Annotated in this window: 3 protein-coding genes; 2 read left to right on the top strand and 1 reads right to left on the bottom strand. The window is 62.7% G+C overall.

Annotation, left to right across the window (positions count from 1 at the left end; genetic code table 11):
* The first annotated feature begins 301 nt into the window (after positions 1–301).
* Entirely contained in the window at positions 302–1528 is a 1227-nt protein-coding gene (locus AC1D2K_RS32995; protein WP_478094427.1) for a ribonucleotide-diphosphate reductase subunit beta, read from the top strand.
* Positions 1529–1727: 199 nt separating this feature from the next.
* Entirely contained in the window at positions 1728–2234 is a 507-nt protein-coding gene (locus tag AC1D2K_RS32990; RefSeq protein ID WP_442284989.1) for a histone H1-like DNA-binding protein, read from the top strand.
* Positions 2235–2353: 119 nt separating this feature from the next.
* On the opposite strand, the gene AC1D2K_RS32985 is transcribed toward AC1D2K_RS32990, so the two are convergent.
* A partial coding sequence (locus AC1D2K_RS32985) for a PfkB family carbohydrate kinase (RefSeq protein WP_478094425.1) occupies positions 2354–2824 on the bottom strand: 471 nt, incomplete at its 5' end.

The raw sequence follows: 2824 nt of genomic DNA, 5'->3' as shown, positions 1-2824 counted from the left end.
ACGCGGTGTCCTCGGGCGGCAGCGATGCGCCGTCGGGCATGAGCGCGCTCGAAGCCGCGGCGCTCGCAGCGCAAGCGCAACTGAGTTCGATGCCCGCCACCGACATCGCGTTCTGCGGCGTCGACGATCCGACCTGCGAAGCTTGCCAGTGATGTCGGCGTGAAGTTGTGGTGGTTCGCGGCATCGACCGACAAATTGCGATGCATGCGAACAACATAACGACCACATAATTGAAGCGCGACGTGAGGAGCACTTTGCAACTCACATCGTTGCTCACATAATTTGAGCATTGGATTTTTCTATGTTGACCTGGGACGAAGAAGTCAAGCCCTCCTTGCCAAAGGATCTGCAGCAAGGACTGCGGCACCCATCGAACAGCGGCGCGCCAGTCGCCGGCTCGTCGGAGTTCCCGACTTCGCAAATTGCCCCTCAAGCGCCCCTCGCCGCACGCACGCTCGATGACGGCGCGGCGGTGCGTCCGGCTCCGGCCACGCAAGCTGCACCCGCGACGCATCGCGTCAAGGCCGCCGACAAGCGCATCATCAACGGCCAGACCGACGTCAACCAGCTGGTGCCGTTCAAGTACAAGTGGGCCTGGGAAAAATACCTCGCCACCTGCGCCAACCACTGGATGCCGCAGGAAGTGAACATGACGCGCGACATCGCGCTCTGGAAAGACCCGAACGGCCTGACCGAGGACGAGCGCCGCATCGTCAAGCGCAACCTCGGCTTCTTCGTCACCGCCGACTCGCTGGCCGCCAACAACATCGTGCTGGGCACCTACCGCCACATCACGGCGCCCGAATGCCGCCAGTTCCTGCTGCGCCAGGCCTTCGAGGAAGCGATCCACACGCACGCCTACCAGTACATCGTCGAATCGCTCGGCCTGGACGAGAGCGAGATCTTCAACGCCTACAACGAAGTGGCCTCGATCCGCGAGAAGGACCAGTTCCTGATCCCGTTCATCGACGCCATCAGCGATCCGAACTTCAAGACCGGCACGCACGAGACCGACCAGACCCTGCTCAAGTCGCTGATCGTCTTCGCCTGCCTGATGGAAGGCCTGTTCTTCTACGTCGGCTTCACGCAGATCCTGGCGCTGGGCCGGCAGAACAAGATGACCGGCGCCGCCGAGCAGTACCAGTACATCCTGCGCGACGAGTCGATGCACTGCAATTTCGGCATCGACCTGATCAACCAGCTGAAGCTCGAGAACCCGAATCTCTGGACGGCCGAGTTCAAGGCCGAGATCAAGGCCCTCTTCATGAAGGCCGTCGAGCTCGAATACAAGTACGCCGAGGACACCATGCCGCGCGGCGTGCTCGGCATGAACGCCTCCATGTTCAAGGGCTACCTGCGCTACATCGCCAACCGGCGCGCGCAGCAGATCGGCCTCGAAACGCTCTTCCCGAACGAGGAAAACCCGTTCCCCTGGATGAGCGAGATGATCGACCTCAAGAAGGAGCGCAACTTCTTCGAAACCCGCGTGATCGAGTACCAGTCGGGCGGTGCGCTCTCCTGGGATTGAATCTCTTCCGATAAAAAACAAAGTGCATCCAGAAATAACTCTCATCGACACACCGCACCGGAGAGTGCGGCATCGCTGAGGGTGCAGGTGTTCATGGTGCTGGAAACCGTTCCAACGCCATGAATCGCTTCACGCTGACCAACATGCGTGGAGTGCTTCAAAAGGTTGATTTTTTCAACTTGATCAAGGAGAAATAGAAATGGCAACTGCAAAGAAAGCGCCGGCTAAGAAAGCCGCTGCAAAGAAGGCCCCGGCAAAGAAGGCTCCCGCCAAGAAGGTCGTAGCCAAGAAGGCGCCGGCAAAGAAGGTCGCGGCCAAGAAGGCTCCGGCGAAGAAGGTAGCGGCCAAGAAGGTCGCCGCCAAGAAGGCACCGGCGAAGAAGGCTCCTGCCAAGAAGGTAGTGGCGAAGAAGGCCCCGGCGAAGAAGGCTCCTGCCAAGAAGGCAGCCGCCAAGAAGGCGCCGGCCAAGAAGGCCGCTGCGAAGAAGGCCCCCGCCAAGAAGGCGCCGGCGAAAAAGGCTGCGGCAAAGAAGCCCGCTGCCAAGAAAGCCGCGAAGAAGCCCGCTGCCAAGCCTGCCGCCAAGAAGCCTGCTGCCAAGAAGGCCGCAAAGGCGCCTGCCAAGGCTGCCGTAGCGCCTGCCCCTGCTGCGCAGACGACGCTGAACCCGCAGGCTGCGTGGCCGTTCCCGACGGCCAGCAAGCCCTGAGTTTTTCAGCGGCCTTGAAGGCAAAAGCCCGACACCGCAAGGTGTCGGGCTTTTTCATTGGGCCTCCCGACACCGCGTCGGGTGTCGGGCTCTTCTTTTGGGCGCCGGATTGGCCTTGCTCAGGCCGCCAGGCCCAGGGCCTTGCGGTCCACCTGGTAGTTCTGCGGGCCGCGTTGCGCGATCTTGAGCGCACCCAGGTGATTGCCGAGCGCCGCGCAGCGTGCCAGCGACCAGCCTTGCTCGAGGCCGAACAGCAGCGCGCCGCGCCAGGCATCGCCGCAGCCGGTGGGCTCGATCACCGCCGCCGGCTTCACCGCCGGCACGTGCTCGCGCTCGCCCCCGATCCAGACCTCGCAGCCTTCGGCGGCCAGCGTCACGACCAGGCCTCGCACCCGCTTCGAGATCTCGGCCAGGCTCCAGCCGGTGCGCTGCGACAGCATCTTGCCTTCGTAGTCGTTGACCACGACCCAGCTCGCCAGCTCGACGAAATGCGCCAGCTCCTTGCCGTCGAACATCGGCAGGCCCTGGCCCGGATCGAAGACGAAGGGGATGTCGGCCGCCTTGAACTGCTCGGCGTGCTGCAGCATGGC

Source organism: Variovorax sp. P1_H12_2 (assembly GCF_056405335.1).
This window is presented reverse-complemented; position numbering and strand designations above follow the sequence as displayed.

Excerpts from the sequence above, each read along its gene's own strand:
- AC1D2K_RS32995 (WP_478094427.1), top strand. The coding sequence starts at position 302 with ATGTTGACCTGGGACGAAGAAGTCAAGCCCTCCTTGCCAAAGGATCTG.
- AC1D2K_RS32990 (WP_442284989.1), top strand. The coding sequence starts at position 1,728 with ATGGCAACTGCAAAGAAAGCGCCGGCTAAGAAAGCCGCTGCAAAGAAG.